Origin of the sequence: uncultured Winogradskyella sp. (assembly GCF_947501905.1) — a bacterium.
Lineage (GTDB): Bacteria > Bacteroidota > Bacteroidia > Flavobacteriales > Flavobacteriaceae > Winogradskyella.
Genome location: NZ_CANMXL010000003.1, coordinates 588,734 through 609,640 on the forward strand (window position 1 = coordinate 588,734; position 20,907 = coordinate 609,640).

General features: G+C 32.7%; 25 protein-coding genes, 1 tRNA gene and 1 pseudogene. 8 read left to right on the forward strand and 19 right to left on the reverse strand.

From position 1 onward, the window contains the following. Positions 1 to 22: 22 nt before the first annotated feature. Genes Q0770_RS09555 through Q0770_RS09565 form a run of 3 tightly spaced genes read right to left on the reverse strand, consistent with a single transcriptional unit; the run spans position 23 to position 1,191 of the window. A complete protein-coding gene (locus tag Q0770_RS09555) occupies positions 23 to 454 on the reverse strand; it encodes an SRPBCC domain-containing protein (RefSeq protein ID WP_299116349.1) in 432 nt (143 codons plus the stop codon). Further along, on the reverse strand, positions 447 to 776 hold the full coding sequence (locus Q0770_RS09560; protein ID WP_299116351.1) for a helix-turn-helix transcriptional regulator: 330 nt from the start codon (positions 774 to 776) through the stop codon (positions 447 to 449). The genes Q0770_RS09555 and Q0770_RS09560 overlap by 8 nt, the downstream gene beginning before the upstream one ends. Further along, a complete protein-coding gene (locus Q0770_RS09565) occupies positions 766 to 1,191 on the reverse strand; it encodes an SRPBCC domain-containing protein (RefSeq protein WP_299116353.1) in 426 nt (141 codons plus the stop codon). Before Q0770_RS09565 ends, Q0770_RS09560 begins: the two co-directional genes overlap by 11 nt. Positions 1,192 to 1,520: 329 nt before the next feature. Between Q0770_RS09565 and trxA the strand changes: the two genes are divergently transcribed. From trxA to Q0770_RS09580, 3 genes are all read left to right on the forward strand, one after another. Further along, on the forward strand, positions 1,521 to 1,838 hold the full coding sequence (gene trxA / locus Q0770_RS09570) for a thioredoxin (RefSeq protein ID WP_299116355.1): 318 nt from the start codon (positions 1,521 to 1,523) through the stop codon (positions 1,836 to 1,838). Positions 1,839 to 1,906: 68 nt separating this feature from the next. Beyond that, entirely contained in the window at positions 1,907 to 2,836 is a 930-nt protein-coding gene (locus Q0770_RS09575; RefSeq protein WP_299116356.1) for a DUF58 domain-containing protein, read from the forward strand. A gap of 74 nt (positions 2,837 to 2,910) precedes the next feature. Continuing rightward, positions 2,911 to 2,984 (forward strand) — tRNA-Asp (locus Q0770_RS09580). A 240-nt stretch (positions 2,985 to 3,224) separates the two neighbouring features. Here Q0770_RS09580 and Q0770_RS09585 read toward each other — a convergent pair. From Q0770_RS09585 to Q0770_RS09610, 6 genes are read right to left on the reverse strand one after another with little or no spacing between them, the layout of a single operon-like run. Continuing rightward, positions 3,225 to 4,355 (reverse strand): type II secretion system F family protein, encoded by a 1,131-nt coding sequence (locus Q0770_RS09585; RefSeq protein WP_299116358.1) that lies wholly within the window; start codon positions 4,353 to 4,355, stop codon positions 3,225 to 3,227. After that, positions 4,355 to 4,819 (reverse strand): type II secretion system protein J, encoded by a 465-nt coding sequence (locus tag Q0770_RS09590; RefSeq protein WP_299116360.1) that lies wholly within the window; start codon positions 4,817 to 4,819, stop codon positions 4,355 to 4,357. The genes Q0770_RS09585 and Q0770_RS09590 overlap by 1 nt, the downstream gene beginning before the upstream one ends. After that, positions 4,809 to 5,138, reverse strand: coding sequence for a hypothetical protein (locus Q0770_RS09595; RefSeq protein WP_299116362.1), 330 nt, complete (start codon positions 5,136 to 5,138; stop codon positions 4,809 to 4,811). Before Q0770_RS09595 ends, Q0770_RS09590 begins: the two co-directional genes overlap by 11 nt. Next, positions 5,126 to 6,361 carry a hypothetical protein gene (locus Q0770_RS09600; RefSeq protein ID WP_299116364.1) on the reverse strand — a complete coding sequence of 412 codons (1,236 nt, stop codon included), beginning with the start codon at positions 6,359 to 6,361 and terminating at the stop codon, positions 5,126 to 5,128. The genes Q0770_RS09595 and Q0770_RS09600 overlap by 13 nt, the downstream gene beginning before the upstream one ends. A gap of 2 nt (positions 6,362 to 6,363) precedes the next feature. Further along, the gene (locus Q0770_RS09605) at positions 6,364 to 6,819 is read right to left on the reverse strand and encodes a hypothetical protein (protein ID WP_299116366.1); all 456 of its coding nucleotides are present in this window, start codon (positions 6,817 to 6,819) and stop codon (positions 6,364 to 6,366) included. Then, complete coding sequence (locus tag Q0770_RS09610) at positions 6,809 to 7,168, reverse strand: hypothetical protein (protein ID WP_299116368.1); 360 nt, start codon at positions 7,166 to 7,168, stop codon at positions 6,809 to 6,811. The genes Q0770_RS09605 and Q0770_RS09610 overlap by 11 nt, the downstream gene beginning before the upstream one ends. Positions 7,169 to 7,423: 255 nt before the next feature. Here Q0770_RS09610 and Q0770_RS09615 point away from each other — a divergent pair, with 255 nt between their 5' ends. The 3 genes from Q0770_RS09615 to Q0770_RS09625 all read left to right on the forward strand — a co-directional run bounded on the left by Q0770_RS09615 (position 7,424) and on the right by Q0770_RS09625 (position 9,444). After that, positions 7,424 to 8,083: a hypothetical protein gene (locus Q0770_RS09615; RefSeq protein ID WP_299116370.1), complete on the forward strand. Its 660-nt coding sequence runs from the start codon at positions 7,424 to 7,426 to the stop codon at positions 8,081 to 8,083. A 328-nt stretch (positions 8,084 to 8,411) separates the two neighbouring features. Continuing rightward, positions 8,412 to 8,699: a hypothetical protein gene (locus Q0770_RS09620; protein WP_299116372.1), complete on the forward strand. Its 288-nt coding sequence runs from the start codon at positions 8,412 to 8,414 to the stop codon at positions 8,697 to 8,699. A 1-nt stretch (position 8,700) separates the two neighbouring features. Beyond that, entirely contained in the window at positions 8,701 to 9,444 is a 744-nt protein-coding gene (locus Q0770_RS09625; protein WP_299116374.1) for a hypothetical protein, read from the forward strand. Positions 9,445 to 9,498: 54 nt separating this feature from the next. Here Q0770_RS09625 and Q0770_RS09630 read toward each other — a convergent pair whose 3' ends face one another. From Q0770_RS09630 to Q0770_RS09660, 7 genes and pseudogenes are all read right to left on the reverse strand, one after another. Further along, positions 9,499 to 9,879, reverse strand: coding sequence for a DUF4430 domain-containing protein (locus tag Q0770_RS09630; RefSeq protein ID WP_299116376.1), 381 nt, complete (start codon positions 9,877 to 9,879; stop codon positions 9,499 to 9,501). A 33-nt stretch (positions 9,880 to 9,912) separates the two neighbouring features. Beyond that, positions 9,913 to 11,526, reverse strand: a complete 1,614-nt coding sequence (locus Q0770_RS09635; RefSeq protein ID WP_299116378.1) for an amidohydrolase family protein — start codon at positions 11,524 to 11,526, stop codon at positions 9,913 to 9,915. Positions 11,527 to 11,739: 213 nt separating this feature from the next. Next, positions 11,740 to 12,687 (reverse strand): lipase family protein, encoded by a 948-nt coding sequence (locus Q0770_RS09640; protein WP_299116380.1) that lies wholly within the window; start codon positions 12,685 to 12,687, stop codon positions 11,740 to 11,742. Between the two features lie 326 nt (positions 12,688 to 13,013). Continuing rightward, positions 13,014 to 13,478, reverse strand: coding sequence for a hypothetical protein (locus Q0770_RS09645; protein WP_299116382.1), 465 nt, complete (start codon positions 13,476 to 13,478; stop codon positions 13,014 to 13,016). A 4-nt stretch (positions 13,479 to 13,482) separates the two neighbouring features. Then, entirely contained in the window at positions 13,483 to 14,274 is a 792-nt protein-coding gene (locus Q0770_RS09650; RefSeq protein WP_299116472.1) for a M91 family zinc metallopeptidase, read from the reverse strand. Beyond that, a pseudogene (locus Q0770_RS09655) lies at positions 14,257 to 14,481 on the reverse strand (RHS repeat-associated core domain-containing protein); the annotation flags it as partial. The pseudogene Q0770_RS09655 and the gene Q0770_RS09650, both read right to left, overlap by 18 nt. 88 nt (positions 14,482 to 14,569) lie before the next feature. After that, positions 14,570 to 15,130 carry a hypothetical protein gene (locus tag Q0770_RS09660; RefSeq protein WP_299116384.1) on the reverse strand — a complete coding sequence of 187 codons (561 nt, stop codon included), beginning with the start codon at positions 15,128 to 15,130 and terminating at the stop codon, positions 14,570 to 14,572. A 102-nt stretch (positions 15,131 to 15,232) separates the two neighbouring features. Here Q0770_RS09660 and Q0770_RS09665 point away from each other — a divergent pair, with 102 nt between their 5' ends. Beyond that, complete coding sequence (locus tag Q0770_RS09665) at positions 15,233 to 15,481, forward strand: addiction module protein (RefSeq protein WP_299116386.1); 249 nt, start codon at positions 15,233 to 15,235, stop codon at positions 15,479 to 15,481. Next, positions 15,471 to 15,764, forward strand: coding sequence for a type II toxin-antitoxin system RelE/ParE family toxin (locus Q0770_RS09670; RefSeq protein ID WP_299116388.1), 294 nt, complete (start codon positions 15,471 to 15,473; stop codon positions 15,762 to 15,764). The genes Q0770_RS09665 and Q0770_RS09670 overlap by 11 nt, the downstream gene beginning before the upstream one ends. Here the strand turns inward: Q0770_RS09670 and Q0770_RS09675 are convergent, their stop codons facing one another. From Q0770_RS09675 to Q0770_RS09685, 3 genes are read right to left on the reverse strand one after another with little or no spacing between them, the layout of a single operon-like run. Next, positions 15,765 to 16,577: a hypothetical protein gene (locus tag Q0770_RS09675; protein ID WP_299116390.1), complete on the reverse strand. Its 813-nt coding sequence runs from the start codon at positions 16,575 to 16,577 to the stop codon at positions 15,765 to 15,767. Beyond that, positions 16,567 to 19,977 (reverse strand): DEAD/DEAH box helicase, encoded by a 3,411-nt coding sequence (locus tag Q0770_RS09680; protein WP_299116392.1) that lies wholly within the window; start codon positions 19,975 to 19,977, stop codon positions 16,567 to 16,569. Before Q0770_RS09680 ends, Q0770_RS09675 begins: the two co-directional genes overlap by 11 nt. After that, positions 19,974 to 20,798 carry a Hachiman antiphage defense system protein HamA gene (locus Q0770_RS09685; protein ID WP_299116394.1) on the reverse strand — a complete coding sequence of 275 codons (825 nt, stop codon included), beginning with the start codon at positions 20,796 to 20,798 and terminating at the stop codon, positions 19,974 to 19,976. The genes Q0770_RS09680 and Q0770_RS09685 overlap by 4 nt, the downstream gene beginning before the upstream one ends. Positions 20,799 to 20,907: the final 109 nt, after the last annotated feature.

The following is a 20,907-nucleotide window of genomic DNA, read 5'->3' on the forward strand; positions in this document are numbered from 1 at the left end:
ATAATATGGATGTAATTGTAATCTAAGTACTTAGTTCAATATGTTGTATCAATTTTTCCGCAATAAACATATCCCAAGTGCTTGAACACACATCATAACAATGTAATTGTGGTGATAGACCAACTTGATGAAAATTTATTGTAGTTTCAGATTCATCTTCGATAATCTGCCAATGCAATACATGTCCAATCCATTCTTTGTTAAAGCCAGGCTCTCCATCTATGCATTTCCATACTAATTCTGAATTTGGAGTAAATTCTAAAATTTTAAAAGTCCACCAATACCCATTTTCAAAATGAATAGTGAATTGACCATCTGCTTTTTGGATAGAGTCTGTTGTTTTGGACCACCACAGATGAATATTATCCGTTAAAGCTTTAAAGACATTCTCAGCTGTAGAAACTACTTTAATCTGTTTTCTATAATCTAAATCCGATGAGCTATTATCATGCATTTTTGTTAGCGTTTAAGTAGTTGTCTAAACTATTTAGCGAATCATCCCAGAACTGTGCATAGAATTGCATCCATTTATTAACTTCTTTCAGGGGTTTTGGGTTTGCTAAGCAAAATCGATTTCTACCATCTTCTTTCATTTTTACCAAACCAGCATCATTAAGTATTTTAATATGCTTAGTAACCCCTTGACGACTCATGTCGAATTGTGTTGAAATTTGGGTGATAGATATTGATGAGGCTGCAAGTACTAAAGCATGAAAAATTTCACGTCTTGTAGGGTCAGCAATGGCTTTAAATAGTTTTGTAATATTATCCTGCATTGACTTCTTCTTTTAAATAGTCTGTTAAACCATTAATGCAATTATCCCAACCACCATTAAAACTATTAAACATTTCAATAGCAGTTTCACCTGAGTAGTTTTCAATACCCGAGTGTTCTAAATAGAGTTTGGTGCCATTTTTAAAAGATTCTAGCTTCCACGTAACAGTAGTTGTGGCTGGAGTGTCTTTAACAACCCATGTGTAGATGAGTGTGTAAGGATTGGCTTCTAAAACTTCGCCAATGATAGGTGAGCAATTTTCACCAGACGAATTAAAGGTGTATTTATAGCCTTTTTCAGGCTTAAAATCTGCTTCGAGAAACCATGTTGAGATTTCTTCGGCTTTAGTAATGGCATCCCAGATTTGACCGATAGGATGATTAAACACTTTTTCTTTTGTTATTGTTTTGCTCATAATGTTCGTTTTTTTGATTTATATGCAACTTTATGGTTGCTAAATTAAATAAATAAATTTAATAAGCAACTAAAAGGTTGCGTATTTTAATTTTGAATTGCGCAAAGGATGGAAGTGGCATCCTTTTTTGTCGGGTGGCTGAGGTTACTCGAAGCCAAGAGCAAAAAAGATATAACGAACAGCCTGACCCTTGGGTTGCGCCATAAAATAGCTATATTGTCAGTCAATAAGTGCATAACCAAAACAAATAATGTGATTGTAAGGTTTGGCAGAATTTTTGACTAATATTGCATATTAAACTGAAGTAGAATACAATTAAAATAAATATTATGGCATTAGAAATAACAGATGCAACTTTTGAAGAGCAAGTATTAAATAGCGATAAGCCAGTAATGGTAGATTTTTGGGCTGCATGGTGTGGACCTTGTCGTATGGTTGGACCAATCATCGATGAGATTAGTACTGAATACGATGGTAAAGCTGTTGTAGGTAAAGTAGATGTAGATGCTAACCAAGAGTTTGCTGCTAAATACGGCGTAAGAAACATCCCAACTGTATTGGTATTTCAAAACGGAGAGGTTGTTGGTCGTCAAGTAGGTGTAGCACCAAAAAATGCTTACTCTGAGGCATTAGACGCGCTTTTATAATAAATACATCTAAAAGAAATGATAAAAGGTTTGCCAATACGGCAAACCTTTTTTAGTTTCGGTAACTCATGGATTTACAAAAAGAACTTAATAAAGCTGGAGGCTTTAAAAATCTAGAATTGTTAGCTAAACAAGTTGTTGAAGGTTTTATTGCTGGCATGCATAAAAGTCCGTTTCATGGGTTTTCGGCAGAATTTGCAGAACATAAAATTTATAACCAAGGCGAAAGTACTAAACATATAGATTGGAAACTATATGCCAAAACGGATAGATTGTATACTAAGAGATATGATGAAGAGACAAACCTACGATGTCATCTTATTCTAGATAATAGCTCGTCAATGCATTATCCTGAGTTGTCTCATAATTCAATAAGTCATCTTAACAAAATAGGCTTTTCGTCTTTGGCATCGGCATCCTTAATGCATATTCTTAAGAAGCAGAGAGATGCTGTTGGTTTAAGCATTTATAGTGATAAATACGATTTCTATTCGCCTGAAAAAGGAAGTGAACGCCATCACCACATGCTATTGTCTAAGTTGAGTGTTGCCGTTTCAAATAAGACAGCATCAAAAACGACAGAAACTTATAAATACCTGCATCAAATTGCCGAAAAGATACATCGGCGTTCTTTAATTTTTGTATTTACAGATATGTTTCAAACGTCTGAAGATGATGAAAAAATATTTGAAGCATTAAGACATCTAAAGCATAACAAGCACGAAGTAGTTGTATTTCACGTTTTCGATAAGCTAAAAGAGCTCGCTTTTGATTTCGATAACAGACCCAAACGTTTTGTAGATGTAGAGACTGGAGAGACTATAGATTTGTATCCGGATACTATTAAAGAGAATTATGAAAAAGCAGTTTCTGAGTATTTTGATAACCTAAAATTACGCTGTGGCCAATACAGGATAAAGTATGTAGAAGCCGACATCAATAAAGGTTTTGACAAGATACTTACCACATATATGATTGAACGGCAAAAATTTATATAAATAAAGAATATTTTTTTCCATTTAGTTTGCGGAATTAAAAATGCAATGTATATTTGCCCTCGCAATTAAGCAACGGTCTGGTAGTTCAGTTGGTTAGAATATCTGCCTGTCACGCAGGGGGTCGCGGGTTCGAGTCCCGTCCAGACCGCAAATCCCGAAAGCTTTCGGGAGCTATAAGGCTCTAAGAAATTAGAGCTTTTTTTAGCAGCAAAGATGTTGTGTTGTTCTAGGAGAAATCCTAGAGTAGTTGTAAGATTCCTAAGCGATTAGGATTTTACCAATGAGAAGCTTTCCTTTTTTCTTTATAGAAAATTGGGATGCTTTTTTGTTTTGTATTACTTGTGTCTCTATATGTATAAGCAATGAGATGAAACGTTTTAAAGCTAGATTACCCCATTACATTGCTCAACTCAAACATTGGTAAATACATAGCTACCAGTATAAAGCCAACAAAAACACCAACAATAAGGATGATAGTAGGTTCTAAAATTGTAGAAAGCATTTTAGAGCGTTGTTGTACTTTGGTATTGTACTGTTGGTTAAGACGCTCAAACATGTATTGGGTTTGGTTGGTTTCCTCAGCAACTTTTACAAGTGCAATCATCTTTTCATCAAAGATGTTATGTTTAGAAAGACTTAAACTTAATGATTTACCTTTTAGTAATTCTAATTCTATAGCTTCTAGAGCTTGGGTTAAGGGTTGATACCGTATCATTTGTTTTACAAGCTTAATGCTATTTACTACAGGGACTTTTGATGCGGTTAGTAAAGCCACTGCTTGCGTGAATTGCGATAAGTAAACCGTTTTAATAAAGTCTCCAATGAATGGGATTTTACTCAGTAATACATCTTTAAATTTTAAGTATTTAGGATTTTCTTTTAGTAGTAGTATTGTAATAATTATACCAACTATGCTTAGTAAAATAAACCATCCGTACTCTTGTGTTTTTTGAGATAAAGACATCACAAAAAGCGTTATACCAGGAAGTTCAGCATTTTGCTGTTTAAATATATCTTGAAACATAGGCACAACAAACTGTAGCATAAATATAACGACCAGCAAAGCCGTAGAAATGATTATTGCTGGGTAAGTAAGTCCGTTTATCAGATGTCTTCGCTGTTCATTTTTGCGAGAAAAGAAATCACCTAATTGCTTTGTAATTTCTGCTGTTCTACCAGTTTCTTCTCCAATTTTTAAGGAGTAATATTCATATCTAGAGAATGATTTTAAATCTTTCACAGAATCGGACAAACTCTTACCAGAAATAACATCTGTAAGCATTGTATTAATGATGTCTTTGTTGTGTTTGTTTTTTTGAGAGTTGTAAAGTAATTCTAGAGTTTCCTTTAAGTTAACACCTGCATTTAATAGTACACTTATCTCAGTATAGAAGTCTTCTTTGACTTTGTTAGAAAATCCTTTTTTAAAAAGCACAATTTCTTTTTCAAGGAAAGACGTCTTTTCTTTTGAAGCTACTTTGGATTTGGACCGTTCTATGTTAGCTAGATTAAATGCCATTACTTGATAAATTGATTAGCATCACTGCGTTTATAAACGAAGAGTATCTTCTCATTCGGAGATTTGCCTAAAGCGAGTTTTAAAGCATCAATGGTTCCTGAATTTGCAATATTTCCATTAAAATAAAACGCTTTTGATTTTAGCTTAATATTGAATGTATCTTTTACTTTCACGATGTAATCATTAGAAAAATGATAATTCACCGAATCTATTTCAGATTTTAATTTAAGAGTAGATTGCTTGCTATCATACTTAGCAATAGGATATCTATTTAAATCGATCCATAAAGATTGTTCTAACTGTATTAAAGCAGTATTCGCAGTCATATGTTTTTGTATTGACCACATATGCTTTTGTACCATATTTAATACAGAAAATGCCATTCCAGCAACTATTGCGGTTATTATAATGGTGACTAATAGTTCTTGAAGGGTAAAAGATTTTATTTTATTGTCAATAGTCATAAATGGTTTTTTCTATTTGCTTTTTAGTGTCTTTATTAATAGCTATAATTTTTATTTCTCCAGATATATTGGTATCACTATAAATTGAGATATCCCATTTGTTATATTGAGCAGAGTACGGCAGACTCATCTTGTCGTTTAAGTATTGGTATTCTAGCTCATAGATGTAGTTATGGACTTGATGCTTTTTGCTTCTTATAAGGTTAGAAAACGTATTATTTAATACTAGACTAGCCATTACAAAAACAATAACAATTAACACTGTAGCTACCAGTGTTTCCATTAGCGTGGCTGCTTTTATTTTTTTTAATATAGCCATTTGGCAATCCCTTTTTTTGAGTTTTGAAATGCTAAACCTACATATTCATCTTCAAGTTTATCTCTATTGATTTCTGCATTGCGTAAATGATTTTGGTAGTAAGAACCATTAGCTCTAGTTACAAAACCATCGGTGTAGGTAGTGCCAAACACTTTACCCATGAGCTCTATGGTTTGCTCAGAATAGATTTCACCTTTAATTTCTACACTTTTGTTAATGATAAGTTGAGGATTGTAATTTTTAGAGTCTTTTCTTCCTAAAAGGAGAATACTTCCTTTGAGTCTAGTATTAGAACCAACATCAATAAAGTTATCTTTAGTAAATGGGCTTCTATAATCCTTGATTAAAACCAAAGCAGATGGATATTCAAGATTACAATGCTTTCCTACAGTGATATATTCTGAAGCAAATGCCTGAAATATGCCTTTAGTATTATCTTCGATTTCTATAATGGGAGCAATAAGTATCACATCTTTTAAGTTTGACGATACATCAATAACAATTTTAGAATCGGATTGAATAACAATATTGCCTTTAAGAGTAATATTTTCAAGATAAATGGGATTAGGATTTATATAAACCTGAGTTGTCGTTTCAAAAGAGTTTAGATAAGTACTTCCAGGCTTTATAATTATAGATTCAAAATTGTTTTTGTCATAATAACTTTGAATATTCTGCAAGTAATTTCTAAGCTTAAATTGTAGTTTAGGAAATTGCTTTATAGGAGCTATATTACCATCTACAAATCTAGGTTTGTTATAGGATTGACCTGCAATGTTACCTGATTTTACACCTTGTTTTGGTAAATAAGCATCGCCTTTTATTTTAGTATCTCCAACCAGTACCAAAGCTTTATTATGGTCTTTGATAAATAAAGCGTTTTCTTCAATAGGTTGAGAACTCCCAAGAAGTGCTGTCTTTTTATAGGTGTATGTTTTCTGTTTAGAAATGACGCCTAGTTTTTGGAAAACACCCCAAGGCTCTAATATATATATAAGAGCATTGTTATTTGTATAAATAGAAACACTATCCTGTTTTGTTGGATTATTCACAAGGTCTAAAATCCCTTTATCTATATTTTGAATAGTTTCTGTAAGAGTATAAGACCTCGTTTTAAACTGTCGCTGGGTATGTACCAAAAGAATAAAACATCCCAATAATAATGCAATGATTACAGTGATATAAGTAACGAGTTGTAATGATCCTGCATTAAGCTTTTTCATAACTATTGTTTTAGCTTAAACGTCCTATTCTGATTCTTATACCTAAGGGTAACATGTTTTTTATTCCCCCTAATAAGTTTTATACTATCTAGTTGCTGACCCGTTTTAAAAAGTGTTTGCTTACTAGCAACAGAAATAATAAAGACCTTGTCTTTTCCATTAGCAATAACACCTAAATATTCAATAGGTTTCCAAAGCACTTTTTTTTGCCTTTTTGCAACAAAATTGCTTTGTGCTTTAGGTTTGTATACTGTTCCTAAAAAAGGATCTCTTTCTAAAGGTTGAATAGAAAAAGTGTCTTTTACATACTCTAATTTATAATCTGTATTTAATGCAAGGTTAGGAGCATTAATTTCTGGCATATCCTCAGAATATGCAGATATTACCTTATAAGCTATAGTCCCCCAAACGCTAATAACAACAACTAATAGTATATATGTTTTTTTCTTATTCTTCAACAGTAAAGGCTTGTATTTGGTATTGAGTTTGGTATGCTGAGTTTAATCCTTTAACACGCCACTCGTAATTGCCCTGATTAAGTAATTTGCCAAAACTAGTGGTGCTTATTAGCGTGTCTTCAACAATTTGAGAAGCATTTGCAAAACTTGGAGTTGCAATTTGTAACTGGTAGGTCTCAGCAAATTCTAGAGATTGCCATGAAAAGTTAATAGTTGATGGGTTAAGAACACTATTGTTTGTTGGTGCAAGTATAGTGACTTGCTCTTGAGAAATATCCCCAACTTCTATGATTTCCTCACATGCAGATAGTAATACAAAAAGAAAAAGTAAACTGAGATAGTTTTTCATACATCTATATTTTTAGATACTAAATGTATAAGAAAGTGCTTTTGTAACCTTAAGGATTTCCCTTAATACTTTTAAGGGTTTTCCTCACTGATATGAGTTTTACTCATCCAATTTAATAGAACCCCAATTAAATTGAAGCCTTTACTCATTATCAGATGTTTCTGAGTAATAACTTACCTATTTTTAAGTTATTAAATACATAAGAAGCAACCTTTTCTTACAAATTGCATCTTATAAAAGATTGACCATCAAGAAATGAAAATTATTAATGTCCTTATTGTAGAAAATGAAAACCTACTTGTAGATGTATTAGCAAACGCATTTACAAGTCTTAGCAATAAGATCAGAAGTTTTAACTTAAAAACTGTAAGAAGCTATAGTGGAGCTGTAAAACAAATAGAGGCTAATACGGCTATAGATATTACGCTACTTAATATTAATATTCCGCCATGTAATAGTGACGTGTTAGTACTTGCAGATGATGTAAACGCTATGCTACACAAAACAAACCCCAAAGCAAAAACCATACTATTCTCTTCGTACAGGAATACGATGCACATGCAGTCCGTACTAAAAACAATAAACCCTGAATGCTTACTAATTAAAAGTGATATAGATTACAAAGAGCTTACAAAAGCTATAGAAACTGTACTTGTAGAACCGCCTTATTATAGTAAAAGCGTGTTGCGATGTATTAGAAAGCGATTGGCACATAATATTGTTATAGATAAAATAGATAAATCCATATTACACTATCTGTCTATTGGCATAAAAATGAAAGAAATACCACGACTTGTTTGCCTATCTAATAGTTCTGTAGAATATAGAAAACGAAAGCTTAAAGACATTTTTTGTTCAGATAAAGCAACAGATAGAGATTTGCTAGACGAAGCTAGAGATAAAGGTTTTATTTAAAAAAGGTTTGTTATTAAAAGTCTTTTTGTCAAAGCTTATAATTTTTCAATTAATCAGCTTTTCTTTAAGAGAATCATTCTCTTTTTTCAATCCAAATATTGTAGCCTCATTAGTTTCTTTTGAATGGTTAGGAGCTTTTTTTACAACTAGTAAAAATGAATATACCAATTAGAGATATTATAAGTAGTTTCTTCATGTAGCTAAATTAAATAAAAGAATTGGTGCTAATTATGATATTTTCCGTGTAAGACCCTGTAAAATAAATTATTAACTTTTGATTTTGTTAAAAATGAAGTATTTTTACTACAAATAATATAAACTCACCAAAATGTCAAAGAATAAGAATGTTATTGATGTAGATAATTTGAAAATTTTAACTAAACCCCAATATATAGTTGCTCTATTGGGTGGAGTTATTAGTGTAACAGCTATCATAGTAACACAAATTGTAACATTCCAAGATATGAAAACCGATATCACAAGTAATAAAGAAATGCTAAACGGTATTAAGAATGAAGTATCAGAGCAAAGATTTGAATTTTTAAAAGAATTCGAGAAGTTACATTCAACTAATGCGAACATAGAAGGTAAACTTGATGTTTTGATAAGAAAATAATATGAAGATAAAATACTTTTTCATAGCCATACTTCTAATATTTTTTGCTTCAACAATTCTTTTCTACAAGAAACAAAAACAATTTTTGCGAGAACAAAATGATGAAATCTTAGTTCTTCAGGAAAAAATAAAAGAGAATAATCTGAAATTTGATAACTTAAAATTGTTGGTAACTAAAACCCAAGAGTTCGACTCAATCTTGTCAATAGCAATTCAAAATAAAAAAGATAGTGTTAATAAAAATAATGAGACAGTTGAAGCTGTTTACATCAGTAAATACAATGAATTAAAAAGAACACAAAAAGAAATGGAAAAATCCATTTCTGAAAATCAAGAAAATAGTGACTCGACTAAGGAGAAAGAAAAAGTGGAATTAGAACCTGATACTATTATATCAAAGATCAAAAAACCTTCAGTAAATTTTGAAACAAAAAAAATAAAAAGAATATATCCTTATCAAGGTAATAATCTTGTAAGTGAAAATGATGTATTTATTAAAGTTGATTATAATCCAAATAACGATGAGTTAGTTAATTCTATGACTGACAAACCAAAAAGAATTAAAATCAATGGTAAATTCATGAAGCTTATTTCTTTAATTGAAAAATTTGATGATGAGAATAGAGCATTTTACACGTTACTTATTAAGCTAGATCAGAATGATATAAAAGCTGGTTTAAACGAAATTATCGTCATAGACAATATTAGCAGAGAGCATAAAAGAAAGTTTAGAGTTATAGAATAGAAATATATTATACAAAAAACGCCCGTTAATTACGAGCGTTTCTATTCTAGACTTCTATTGTTTATTTAAAGGATGGTCAGGTTGATTTGCTTGCTTCATGCCAGAACTAAAGTGTTTATAATCCCATACGACACTGTCATTATCAGAGAGCTTGTAAGCGGCAAAACCTACATTAGCCATTTTTCCATTTACTAGAAAAACCCAATAATACCCATTTCCATTTTGATTGTTTTCAACACCGTCAATGCTTGTTAAATAAGCACTATCGCCATTGCCTTCAAAAGTGAATTTTACAGGTGGATTACAAGAACTTGCATCGTTCATTAAATTAAAGACACTAGTTTGATTTGGTGTAATTGGAATATAATCACATGCTTGCCATGGCGGATTATGGAACTGACTACTCCAATCAATAAATAAGTTTGCTGAATTCATTGTTTAAGTTTTAAGGTTAATATTAATTTATACTTATGTTGTTTGTTTTGAAAGCCATGTATGTAGTGATGAGATATAAGCTTGATAAGGCTTATCGTCTGATACTAAAAATTTAGACCTAACAACGGGAGGAGTACAACCAGCTAAAAGTGTATCTAAAGCTAGAACAACTTTCCCTAATTGAATGTTTGGATAATCGCCATTGGCATTAAAATTAATAGCTTTATTAGCGGCATAAGGACCGTCAGAAGCTGGGAGGTTTTGAAAATCTAAAGAAAGTCCAGGTGGTGTAAAATTTGTTGTATCTGCTAATACCAGCATACCTCCAGTATAAACACCTGATGTTTGGCTATCGTCAGACTCAAAAAGGATATCCAATGCGTTAGCATAAGAAGAGACTGGATTCTTTGCGTTTAGTATAAACAGGTCTGCCCAACCTCCTTGAACAATCTTTCCACACACATTATCCTTTCCTATACATTTTGCAGCATTAGAGGTCATCATCCCATAAAGCATTTGCTTAGCTTGAGTATCTGAATAACCTTGAATACTTGTTAAAAACTCATATGCATACTTAGATTCATCCCAGACATGCTTGGAACCCGACGGTGACCAATCCGAAGTAAGTACAATTGGGACACCTTTATTTACTAAAGTTTTGATATCTAAAGTATCTCCATATAGCATAGTATTAGATACAGGAGACCATAATACAGTAATACCATAGTTTTGAATAAAACTGATATCTGAGGCATCGGTTGGGTCAATACCACAGGCATGAATCATATTAAATCTTGTATTCTTAAAAGCAGCTGGAGTGTAGCTGCTAGTTACTAAATTTTTAAAAGCTAAAAACTCCTGTCTTGTGTAGGCATCTTTTGTGCCTTTGTTTAAATAGCCATAGCGACCTTCCGATAAATGCACTAAGGCACTCTGTATATCATTATTAGCAATATAACCTTGCCAGTCAGTAAGACTGGATTGAACTAGAGGGGGAACCCAAGTAGAAGTGTCATGTCCAGGTGACCCAGGGATTCCGCCAGTTGGAGGTGTTGGTCTATAGAACATTACCGCCGAATCAATAAACTTAGGAGACGTCTGCATATCATCTGTATCTCCTGTATTTCTAATTAAGATATGGTGATTAGTAACTTTTTTAGTAGAATAATCAATTGATGTATTTTCTTGTATAATGGTTGTACCACCACAAACTGATTGAATTTCAGATAAGGCTGTAAGTAGTGTATAACCATCAGGGCTTCCAGGATAGGTTACTGTAGGGAGTTTCTTTTCTATTTGCCCATGTACATTTCTAATATTGGTTTGATAACTAGAATTAGCTTGCCACTCAAATCGGTTATCATATCCCCATATATTCCCGAGAGATGGATACCATAATGGAAAGAAATCCCAATCTAAATGATTGTGTAGATTGATTAGTCCAGGAAATATTATCTGAGAAGGCGATAAATTATAGACAGGTGCTGAAGGGTAATTTTTACTACTTGTTCCTGGAGTAAGTTCGAGGATAGTTCCATTTTTTCCATTTCCAGTTTCTAGTGTTAAACTCATCATTTGATAAGTACCGATACTATCGGTGACAACATTACCAACTAAGGTAATGGGCCATGATTTGTAAGTGCTCATTATTTACGTTTTTACATTAATAGATATATCAATAGTCTTGAGTAAGGCTCAAGAAATGATTTTAATTAAAAACGGGGGATAAAAATTATGTGGAGGACTATAAATGTACGAAAATTATTTCAATTAACTGAATTTCAAATGATTAAAATAGGTTTTGAAAAAACAAAACGCTCGTATTAATTACGAGCGTTAGCACATTAAGGGTAATTGTTTTTATGCATTGATATATACTGGAGGCCATACCTTTGGAGCACCATTTGTCATAGGTGCATTTAAAAGGTGTAAATATGAAAAACAAGAATGTTGTATTTCAACTTGTTTAAAGAACACTTGGGTTCTATTGAAAAAATGAACTTCACCTCTTACTTTTACTATAAACGCATTAGGTAATGGATAGGCTCTTATCACTTGAACATATTCTGGTAAGGTTGACTCTAATCCATTGATTATAGCCTTAAACTCATCCGGACATGCTACATAAGGAGGTTCTGAACCGTATAAGTGTTTTATTTTATCTATATCAGCAAAGCCCATTGGAACAATATCATTGGGGTTAAATACTCTTAAACCACCAAATAGAAATGCTGTTTGATACACGGTTGCAAAAGCTTTATTACCTGCCGTTTCTGCGGCAAATGTTATGGGATATACTTTAATATGATTAAATGTTTGTGCCAACCATAAGGCTACAACTGAAGCTAGACAACCTCCTTGACTATGCCCAGTAACATAAACAGTTGTATTAGAAGCAAAATGACTAATAAATTGATACAGATTTTGTCCTGTTTTTGAATCTACCATGTTGTTAATATGAGTCCATGCATCTGACATTCCATCAGATATCATGTTTTCTCCCATATTCCAAGGTAATGGCGCCAGATAGAACGAATCTGCATCAATAAACATGGATTCAACAGATTTAACAGTGCCTCTGATGGCCACTACATACTCATTGGTTAAACCATTTTTAACCACATAAACTCTATTGCTCCCATTATCAACAGGACCCCAAGCTAAACTCCAATTAGCTTGAGTTGCCAATGATTTATTAGCCAATTCTGAGATTAATTCAGTATTTGAGTCATAGGCTAAAGCTGCTAGCGTTATACAAATTTGAGGGATGTTATAAGCACCTCCTTCTAATTCTTTTGGTAAATCCATGGTAGTAGTATTAATCTTTAAAACTGTATACAGACAGTCATAGGTTTATAAATATATTAATAGTCTTGAGTAAGACTCAAGAAATGATTTTAATTAAAAACGGGGGATAAAAATGCTGTGGAGGAGTATAAATGTACGAAAATCATTTCAATTAACTGAGCTTCAAATAATTAAAACAAAATTCATAAAAATAAAGCGCTTGTATATACAGGCGCTTTTATGAAGTTTAGAGAAAAAGTCCTTTTTCTGGCATCTAGTTATTGTACAAATAAAACGCCCGTAGTTGTTACGAGCGTTTCTATATCAATTCCCTTAAATGGGAAACATTATTTTAAAAGTGCTTTGGATGTTGGAGAGTAATTCTTAGGAACTAGTTTATCCAATTCATACAAAATTTCTTCAAGTTGTGGGTGAATGTATCTTTCAAATTTTATCGTTTTCTTTTTCTCATTCTTATAATATGTAAGATTTATCTTTATACCATCGAACCCTTCTTCTGAATATTTTTGTTGTAGTGTATCTATTTTTAAATCTGATAAAAAATTAAAAAACTTTTTAGAACTTTCCTTTAGTAATTTCTTAGAAAAAATTAGTGAATCACTACAGTTTTCATAATCACAATTGTGATTTATTTTTAAACTATCTCTTGTGACACCATAGATATAGTACTCACCAAGAGAACTATCATAGTTAATTAGATTTATTCTCGAAATAGCATTAACATCTTCTTTTGAATCACAGCCAAAAAAGGCAATTTGCAATAATAACAAAGAATAAATGATTTTTTTCATAATATTAATTTTTTGATTTCCCTTCCAATATGGTGGCTTTATCCGATTTATTAAAATTTGTACTAAATCTAGTAAATCCATGCCTTTTTACAGCCCATTCACTTATATTTCTCTTAATACTATAAGGTTTAACTCCATTTGCTGTTTGTGTAAAATACTTCTTTGATGCCTTCGGTACTGAAGAATAGTCAAAGTGCATATTCTCAGGTTTAGGTACCAATTCAAACAAATACGAAGCACTTTGAGAATTGGCTTGACCACCGAACCATTTTTGCTGACCAAGTTGCATATCTCTTACTTGAACACCATCGTAGGTATTACGTAAGTCAACTCCAAGACCAGCTCTAACTAAATTTTCTCTATGAACGTTGTCTATTTCGTTTACTTCAATAGTAGTGCCAAAGTTATCAAAAGCATCATCAGTTGTAGCTTCCCAATAATAATTATCAGGTTTTCCATTCATTTCGTCCGATACATGACCTAATTCATGACCTAAAGAAACAGCAGGGTCTCTTTTTGTTCCATCTGCCATGTTTCGTTTTAAACCAGGTAAGAAATTTACATAATGATTACTTGTTCCATCTTCTTTTTCTATACTTTTAACATATTGATTTCCTTTCTTTCCAAAATTTCCAATTACAATATCGTCTTTGCTATTAGCCATTTCCAAAATCATTTTGGAACCTTCTTCAGTAGTCGCAAGTACTGCTAACTGGGCTCTAACTTTTTCGGAATATTCGTCGCTCCCAATAATAACAATTCTCTTACCGTCTGGGTCTATAGCTATAGTGGGCATATTTGCTACAAAGGCATAAGGTGTTAAATTAGAATATTGTTCAGCTAATGGGTCAAGATTCATCCATCTGCCTAAACTTGCCTCATAATTTCTTGCCCCAAAATCATTCCAATTCAATCCTAACTCGTCATTTTCTTCCATTCCATTGTACCCATACGGATGGTCGGTGCCGTTAATTATGTTATTATACCCTTTATGTTTTAAGCCAAATGGATAGTAACTACCCGTCTTTTTTGAGGGCTTTTACACTTTTTTAACCAATGCCTCACATTTTCAAGCAGGCTTCTAAAGAACGTTATTTAGATGCCAAGCTATGAGCTAAGGCAATCTTAAAATTTAATTTTAAATCTACTACACCAGACATATTTCTTTTGTAAGAACTAAAATATCTAGTATCCTTCAAAAGATGTCTATTATTTTTTTTATCATTAAAAACACCAGCGTAACCCGTAGTAATAACCACAGCACTGTTTTTATAATTACTCATTGTTTTTGATGAGCCTAGTTCTTTCTTAAACAATTTTGCAAACTCATTCAATACTTTCTTCTCTGCATCATTCAGCATGTAAATACTTTCTTTTCGTTCAGAACTCTTAACTTGAATCAACATAATATGCCAATAACGCCCTCTATTGGCTACTGCAAAAATATCCGCAGGGCTTTGACTTCCCTTTGATTTCTTTCCAAGATAACTTTGAGGTATCCCTTTAATACGCCTTAATATGTATTCTTCGGCTGCATCACCAGAATAACGATTACTAGCAGCTCCAGCAAGACCACCTCTTTCAAGAATAACCTTTTTTTCTGTACGCCATTTAGCTACTATATCATCAACAAATGAATCAAAACCTTTCATATTCAAATCTACATATTTGGTACAAATTGACCTAATTTTTTTCCTGAAAATCATTCATCTGGAATGATTTTTGTATCTTTGATTATTACAAATATTTATATCATGGGAGCGTTGGAATTAAGAGAAAAACTGATTGAGCAATTTAACTTGTTTATACAGGACGATTCAAAACTTATAGCTTTGGACGGTATCTTTGATTCTATAAATACATCTACTGCAGCCCCATCTATTGTTCCAGATGAACACTACAAAATTGTTGAAGAGCGCAGACGAAAATTTCACGCTGGAGAAACAAAAGGTGCTACTTGGTCTGAAGTGAAACAAAAACTGAAAGACAAATATGGGTTCTAAATTAATTATTGAACCTGAAGCAGAGCAAGAAATTATAGACGCAATAGAATGGTACGAGTCCAAGCAAGTTGGGTTAGGTGCTGATTTCTTAAATTATCTTGATGGTTATTTTCAAACCTTAAAAAACGCAAAAGCAACATTTGAACTCAAACGAAAACCAGTCTTTAGAGAACTTCCTTTAAAGCGATTTCCTTATGTAATCATTTACGAAGAGTTCCATAGTCAAGTTATTGTTTATTCTGTTTTCAATACATCTCAAGACCCAAAGAAAAAGAAGAAATAATTATTCCAATTGCATTATCGTTTTCTCTTTCATTATAAGCGCAATATCATTTCTCTCTTTTTTAATTACATCGTCAAATACATTTTGTATTGGAGGAGACACCCAATATTGAGAATCTTCTGGTGGTTCCATTCCGACATCTCTAAAATCCACATGATCACTCGACATCATATAGTGTTCACTAATCGAAAATATAAAAGCAAAGTGTTGAACGAAAAGTTCATTTAAATCCTCAAGAAATACATCAAGTTTGATAACTCTATCCGTACGATGAATTTCATTATCGTTTAACAAAAGGTTATCGTAAAAATTGTAGTGCATGTTTTGATTGCAACGTTTTCTAATGTTCTTATATCTATCATCTTTATACAGTAATTTCACTATATGAGAGACCGTTTTTTGTCCTTTGATATACTCAATCATTGTCTTGTAAGTTGGGATAGATTGCTTCCCTTTTAACCAATTATCTATATCCTTGACGTGAAAATTATTTGAATCAATCTCGGTCTTAAGGTAAAGGTTTGTGTATACGTTGATAATGGTCACATCATAATACTTACGTAAAAGCGCAAACGAATCATTAATTCGACCTTTTGCTAAAACCATTTTTATAGATTCTAACGTTCCTTGAATAGACGAATAAGCATAGGTGTCAATATTAATAAACGCACTTGTTCCTTGAGGCACCCAATGCATGACAATAAACGCTAACGACTCATAAAAGGACATATATAAGTCCAACCTTTTAAAAACATCGTGTTCGGTATACTCCTTACCAAGTTTTTCTTCTATTGTTGGTGTTTTAAAACTCATAATCTTCTAAATTCAAATGTACATTCGGGTTAACAACAACAAGTTCCCATAACCCTGTGGCATTTGCTTGGAAGTATATACCATCTAACCCTATAATTTCATTGGCATATAAATCTTTGATATCCCCAACGGGAATCATTGTTTTTAAATCGGGACTCACAAGATATTCGTCACCACTAATCCTTTTAGGAATTAATATTGTTACACCCGACAAGCGCTCATCATTAAACTCAAATGGTTCAATATAGTTAATTATCTTAATTTCACTTTTGTTGTACTGAAGAAATAAATCAATCCAGCTGGCAGTTGTATCTGAAAAGACGATTTTATATACATCAGCGTTTCTAATAATTTCTTGTTTGTAGAATTTAATGCTTTTGTCCCATAGGTCATCATCGAAAGCACTACTTAGTTCAATTGCTGATTCTCGTGAGCGTATACCTGCTTGGTATATTTTTACAGCGATAAGGTTTGGTAAACCAGTTTCAGATAAGATTGCCAATTCCTGTAGTACATCCGAGTAATCATCTAATTCTATATTTGATAGCTTTTTAGCAATACCGTTTAATACCCAAGGTAATCTAAACAAGTAGTGTTCATTGATTATTCTTTGGGAATTTACTATCGGTTTAATTTTTGCCATTGATTCTCCTGACAACCACAACCTTCTTATTTCTACTAAACGGTCGTTGTTAAGTATCGAATCCGCTAATACAGGGATTTCATTTATTAGTTCTTCTATTGAAGCAAGTAGATTTATTTTTTGTTCTATATCGTATTCTCCACAGTCGAAATAAGCTTCAATCAAATGGATAATATCAGGAAGTTTCTCTTCTAAAAGAAGATCACTTTGCAAAGGGATACCAGATTTTATGTGAGTACTCCATTGACTTTCATCACCACCAACAGAAGCTATAACACCCTTAACTCTTGCTTTTATAAAAGAAATAAGTTCTTCCGATTTTAATGCTGTGTCATCTTGGTTTTTTTCGAGTTGTATATATGCAAGCGATTTTCTAAAAAAGTCTTCCACCCAAGTTACATCAAGTAAATCATCGTTACTTTTTGATAACTGATGCAAGCTCAATAAGGTATCGTCGATGATATCAAGACGTTGTATAAAGTATTCTTTTTCTTCCAGCTCTTCAAAATTATTTTCTGCAATAAGCTCCAAAAATTTCTCAAAACTAATTCCTTCAAATCGAGCCGCTGTATACTTTAAGCTTCTAATTAAATACATTAGGCCACTTTCGGCATTTTGTATATTGGATTTCTCAAAGTATTTAAGAATCTCTTTTTGCTTATAGGTAATGCGTTTACGCTCTTTTATTGTGCCAGATTTTGAAGCATCTAATGCGACAAGTATTTTCCCTTCTTGATCAACAAAAGCGCGTCCAGCTCGTCCAGCAATATTCCAAAAATCACCATATTCAAGTGGATTTCCTGCCTGATAATATGTTGAGAAGATAACAGAAGACACTCCTAAATTCACCCCTTGCCCAAGTGTTGATGTAGCAATAATCACTCTCGGTTTTTCAGTTCGCATTAATCGTTCCAAGGGCACTCTAACATCAGACGGTAAATCCGAGTTATGGCAGAGAATTCCTTTCCTTGCATACGCTATCCAAAGAGAGTCCTTCCCATCAAATTCTTTGCAGGCTAATTCAAAAGCTGTCCAATTCTGATTATTCTTCCAAACATAATCTTCTGTCTCACCTAGCACTTTTACATAGGCTCTTGCCATCGTGAAAACAGATTTTTTTCTACCTACAAATACCAATACAGAACCAAAGCTAAAAAGTTTTAATGCCGTAGCTGCAACAGCTTCGTTCTTATTGCCTGGAATATATTTATCAACTCTTTCTAGTCGTTTACGGGGCTGCAATTTAGAGACGACAAATCTATTGTTGAAGGAATCTCTTTCATCGTCAGCACTCAACCAATTAAGACTTACACTTTTTCCTGTCCATTGTAACGTACCTAAACGTTCTTCGGATGGTCTCCAGTCACTCTGAAATATATTATCTTCTGAACTTGTAAGCCAGTTTGATAAGTCTTTTGGATTGGGCAAAACTGCTGAAAGTACTACGAACTTACCACCATTTTTTTCAATGTGGAATCTTAACTCTTCAACAAATAATTCGTTTCTGGTCATGCGTTCAGTAGCACCTAATAAGTGCCCTTCGTCGATAACGACCAGTTTAATCAGATTTAACATTTCAGAATCACTACGCAACAAGGCTTTTGCCTTCTCCTGCGTTGCAATAATAACATCGGTCTCTTGAATTAATTTTTCATCAATCTTACTAAATAAACTTCCTCCATATAATTGTGATACAGAGATTCCAATGGGATTAAAAATTTTTGATATATCGTTTTCAATTTCAAACGCTAACGAGCGATACGGAGCGATAAATAAAATTTTTGATTTAGGGTCGTCCACCTTACAATTCAAAATAGATAGCTCTGCAATACGAGTTTTACCACTACTTGTAGGCATACTAATAATAACTCCCGAGTCATTATTGATAACCTTATTTAATGCTTGTCGTTGCGTAGTAAAGAATTCATGAATTTTTGTGCTTTTTGAAAATACATGCGAGTAAACAAATCTTTCTGCAAGGTGCGGTAAATCTGTATAGTGATTTCTTAAAACACTCCACAAAGAAGATTTTTCTATCCCGAATGCAATCAATAGAATTAACCGTATTACCCACCAAACATCAACATCTCTACTAATTTCAGCAATGTCCTTAAGGTCGATTAACTCACTTCTTGCTTTATCCAACAATATAATGTCTCCAAAATTTAAAAAGCTAATTATCTTACCAAGAGCTCTTGCGATAACAATTTCATAAATTCTATCTGGTGTTTGGTCTACATCTTTTTTATTAGAAAAATTAATATAGTTATCATCGATAAGAATTGAGTTAATCGTGTTTTCTAAATCAGAGAAGTTGCGTTTTAAATATAGACTCAAAAGCCCAGCAATTGTAGTTTCGTGTTCTACTTTTTTAATTAAGATAAAAGATTTCGAATATTGAAAAGAAGCATAATACGCTAATGAAGAGATGAGGACGTGGTATTTTCGATAATCAACTTCATTATTGGCTGAACCATAGATGTACTCTAGTATTTGAGCACCTTTTTCAAGGGCATTATGAGCAAGGTCAATTTGCTCTCTTTCTGCCAGTCTACAACCCCAGTTTAAATACTGAAATGCTAACAAGGTCATTTCATTATCCTTAACACTATAGTTTGGAAAATTCTCCTTGCTTTCATTCGTATTAAATAAAATGTACCTCGCATTAAGTTGAGCAATACGATCTTGTAGATACTTGTCTTCGTCAAGCTTATCTATTTCTTCTAAAATGGTCTCGATACTCATTTCCTTACTCATAGCGCTGTTGGGTTATTAAGTTTTTCTTGAGCACGATTAAAAACATTGGTTATTAAATCTGTTGGGTTTTCAATACCCAAGGATATGAATAATAAATTTGGATTATCGCTATTTAGGTTGTCTTGAACTCGATCTGATGCTTTTTCATTACTTAAAAGTAATCCCGCATAAATAATTCCACCTCCCTGTTTAATAGTTTCGACTATTAATGAATCAATTTGTTCAGCTATATCTCTTGTTGTTTCCGATTCAAAAAGGCGTTGTGAAAGGAATGGAAACGAAAGAGGTTTCGTGTCTCTTGATAGTGACTTTGAAATATCTTCAACAACTGCTTTGGTAGGTGTTTTTCTAAATTTAGCTTCACCAAGATAAATTTTAGTTTCTTCACCATCTAAATCAACCAATAACACGTCATCTCCTTTCATTGACTGGTCTACATTTTGACTATAACGAAATCGATATGTATGTACCAAGGGCTTGTCTAAAGCACCCAATACATATTCACACAAAATAACTTCAGTCAGATTTCCTTTTCTGACCTTATCTGCATTCGGCAACATCCGATATTGTTCTGCGTATTCTGAAAATCCTAACGAAGCGTATTTTTTCTTTAAACGTTCTAAGAGGTCTTCATTGTAATGATGTTTAATTAATTCGTTAGATAGCAAGTCTAACAGCTCATCTTCATCAATAGTTTTTAAATCTGTTAAGCTTCTGTGACATTGTGTATCTGAATCTGGATGATCAGTACTCGCTAACCATTTTCCAAATAAATTTGGAGCAACAGGGTGTTTTCCGATTAATGTATCTTGTTTCGCCATAGAGTTATTATACAATGCATTAAATTAGTTAGTAATCGCATTTTAAGTTTACTCAAATGCAACAATAGTTCTGAACGTTAAATTCAGTCACACTACTAATTTTCTTGGA